The organism is Crocosphaera sp. Alani8 (genome assembly GCF_038442745.1).
Taxonomy (GTDB): Bacteria; Cyanobacteriota; Cyanobacteriia; order Cyanobacteriales; family Microcystaceae; genus Crocosphaera.
Genome location: NZ_JARVCN010000334.1, coordinates 1 through 3449, shown reverse-complemented (window position 1 = coordinate 3449; position 3449 = coordinate 1). Strand labels below are relative to the sequence as shown.

Annotated in this window: 3 protein-coding genes; all 3 read right to left on the bottom strand. The window is 38.0% G+C overall.

Annotated elements, in window-relative coordinates; all coding sequences use genetic code 11:
* Positions 1 to 55: 55 nt before the first annotated feature.
* Complete coding sequence (locus P9B04_RS17480; protein WP_342056260.1) at positions 56 to 1114, bottom strand: RNA-directed DNA polymerase; 1059 nt, start codon at positions 1112 to 1114, stop codon at positions 56 to 58.
* Positions 1115 to 1130: 16 nt separating this feature from the next.
* Positions 1131 to 1472, bottom strand: a complete 342-nt coding sequence (gene avd, locus P9B04_RS17475; protein ID WP_342056259.1) for a diversity-generating retroelement protein Avd — start codon at positions 1470 to 1472, stop codon at positions 1131 to 1133.
* Positions 1473 to 1590: 118 nt separating this feature from the next.
* The gene (locus P9B04_RS17470; RefSeq protein WP_342056258.1) at positions 1591 to 3363 is read right to left on the bottom strand and encodes an SUMF1/EgtB/PvdO family nonheme iron enzyme; all 1773 of its coding nucleotides are present in this window, start codon (positions 3361 to 3363) and stop codon (positions 1591 to 1593) included.
* Positions 3364 to 3449: the final 86 nt, after the last annotated feature.

The window sequence follows — 3449 nt, the reverse complement described above, 5'->3', positions numbered from 1 at the left end:
TTAGTCCAAGGGATTACCCCCCCTATGGGAAAAGCTTTCTCGGAAATCACCTAACTCAACTCCTTGTAAAGACAAGGGAATTGAATATTTGTTGTCTTAATCGCCAAGTGTCACCGTGTTTCAAGTGAGCTTCCCAACTATTAAGAGATCGCTTGATATCTTGAATTTCAATGTTACCTTGTGCATAGTTTTTTTGCAATTGTTTGAGGCGTTTTCTAGCACGGGTTAAGTTCTGGTTTCTAACTTTAATGTTGTTAGGCAAAATGCGAAAACCTAAAAAACTAGCCCCATGTTTGGTGGCAAATAACTGACTTTTAATAGGGTGGATTTTCAACCTTAATTTAACTAAATAGTTTTCAACATTTAATCGTGCATTTTGAAGGAATAAATGGTCATCGGAAAAGAGAGCAAAGTCATCAACATACCGCAGATATTTAGTAACTTTGAGTTGTTCTTTGACAAAATGATCGAAGCCTGAAAGATAAATATTTGCCATCCATTGACTGGTTAAGTTACCAATATGTAAACCATGTCTGCGTTCTACTGGGGTTAATAAATCGTCTCCAGGAAAGTAATGGATAACTGGTTCTTGTTGATTACTGTTATCAATAATTTTGTCAATTAACCAGAGGGTATCTTGACATTTAATTTTTCGTCTGATGAGTTGTTTAAGGATTTCGTGGTCAATACTGGGAAAATATTTTCTAATATCACATTGTAAGACATAACGACTAGAACGGGTAAAATCGGTAAATCTTCTTAAGGCTTTATGGGTTCCATATCCTTCTCGGTTAGCATAAGTATCACTAATAAACGTTCGCTCGAAAATAGGGACGATAATATTACATAAAGCATGGTGAACCACTCGATCTCGATAAGGTGCTGCCGAAATTAACCGAGTTTTGATATCTCTAAGGTGAAAGGTTCGATAACTTCCTGGTTGATAATTTTTATCTTTTAATTCTTGCTGTATTTTTAATAGTTCTGTTTCTAAATTATAGTTAAATTGTAAGACATTAGATTGAAAACGTTTACCTTTCTGTGCTTTTCTAGCTGCTAAGTAAATATTATCAAAGTCAATAATTTGGGGATATAAGTTACCGTAACGCTTCATAGTGATTTATATAGGTTTATTCTTTTTGACGTTGCTTTTTTATCCATCCCCCTAATTCGATACCAATTGCATCAATTTGTTGGCTGATATACTGATAACGTTTGAGAGCAATTAATTGAAAATCTAATAATAATCTCGTTTGATGTCGTAGGATATCGAGTTGAACGTTTAAGTTAATCAGATGGTTAAGTTTCTTGTTAGCGTACTTAGCTTTGATTAACCCCTCCAATAAATCATACAACTGATTAATGATTCTGTCTCCTACAGTAAATTTATGAACTTTAGGAAATCGCTCAATTATAGGGACATAATACTTGACCAAATCGTATGTCTTTTGAATAATTGATAATTCCTTCATTTAAATTAACAAATTTTGTGCTTTAAGAATCTAAATATATAGCGATCCGCCTTCGGCGGAAACCAAAAGGAAAAAGGAGAAAAGAGGATAAAGGGCAAGAGGGAAAGAGGGTAAAGGGTCATTGAGTTCTCCCGAACACACATACTACACGAAAACCGTTATTGTAGTTGAGGTCGTCGCGCCTATCGAAGTTGATGCGGTAAGCGGAACGGCAGCGAATAGGATTGAAGAGCCAAGAACCACCCCGAATCACTGTATATAATTTATTATCATTATTTTTGGTCAAATTTTCCATATTTTCGTCAATCAAATTATCAGATTCGTCATTATCAAGCCAAGCACGACCATCATTAGGCGCACCATTATAATTATCCTGCCAGTCATCAGCACACCATTCATCTACATTACCGTGCATATCGTACAATCCAAAGGTATTAGGAGGAAATTGACCAACGGGGGTGGTTTCCTCTCTATACTCGCCCTTGGGTTCATCAGCATAAGTCCCAGAAGCATCATAATTAGCTAGTTCTCCTGTGATGGTTTCTCCAAAGTAAAAGGGTGGATAAGTTTCACCTTTTTCGAGGTCTAGGGGTTCTGTCATAGCTCGACAAGCATATTCCCATTGGGCTTCTGAGGGTAACTGATAGTCCCTTCCTGTGAGCTTAGAGAGGCGTTGACAGAATTCTACGGCTTCATACCAGTTAACTTGTTCAACTGGCCTGTTATCCCCTTTAAAGTGGGAGGGTTCTTCCTTTAAGTCGATGTTAACTTTTAGATCAGTTCGAGTGGCGATCACTTTCCATTGTGCCTGAGTAATGGGATATTTCCCCATGAAAAAGGGTGAAAGGGTGACATTATGTTGAGGCCGTTCGTCATCAGAACCTTCATTTTCAGGGGAACCCATGGTAAAGGTGCCACCGGGTATGGCGACCATTTCGAGAGTGATGTTATCGGTTAAGGGTTCCGTGAAATATCGGATAAGTTTAGTGTCTTTCTGAATGGTTTCTCCTTGTCCGTTAACTTTGCGTGTTTGACAATCAAAAACTTGAAAATTTAAAGGCAAGGGAACCCAATCTCCCAGAGAACTGGGAAAAATAAGACTTTGTGGGGTTTGTGGGGGTTGAGTATTTAGCTCATTAAGTTCGGAAAAACGATCACTTAAAAACTTCGCAAGCTGATTAATACTCAAGTTGCCTTGAGTTGCGAAGAGAGCTTTTTGTAGGGTATAAGTAAAACTTCCCTGTTCTAGTTGGTTTGCTTCATAAGCAGCAGTATTTGGCTCACAGGCATAAAATATAATGACTCCTTGATCATCATTTTTGCCTTCAGCAACAAAAGATGAACTCAAGGAAGAATATCCAGGTGCAGTAAGTCTATCCATATCTAAGAACAAAATTACTTTTCCTGCCCCTGAACGAAGCAGTTGTTTAACCAGAAAATTAAGAGAAACCCCTGTTTCCGTCACCCTCTCCTCAATACTATCTGCCAGCATTAGATAGTCTACACCATCTTGAAATCGACTGTGACCACTAAAGAAAAACCACAAATTATCCTTTTCTGAGAGGAATGGTTCCTCAAATTTCCTCTGTAAAAATTCTTTCACGGTTGCTGAGGTTGGATCTGAGCTAAGATCAATTTGACTTGGTTCAAGTGAGCTAAAATTTTGCTCATCAAACCAATGCTTCATCATCTCTGCATCTCTAACAGCGTATTCGAGGGTTTGTAGATATTGATATTGGTTTACTCCAATGGCGATCGCACAATTTTTAACAAAATCAATAGAAGCAACTTCTGCTTCAAATTCAAATGTTTCTAATGTATCATTCTCCTGGTCTTCTGCTCCATCCTCAGAAGATTTAAGAGTGTTTTTGCTAGTTTCTATTCTTGCCAAAAGCTCTTTACCTTTTGCCGCATATTGTCCCCCCGAAGCTTCTCAAAAAGTCTGGGGGGACTCGCCGAAAGTTAGGGGACAAAGAT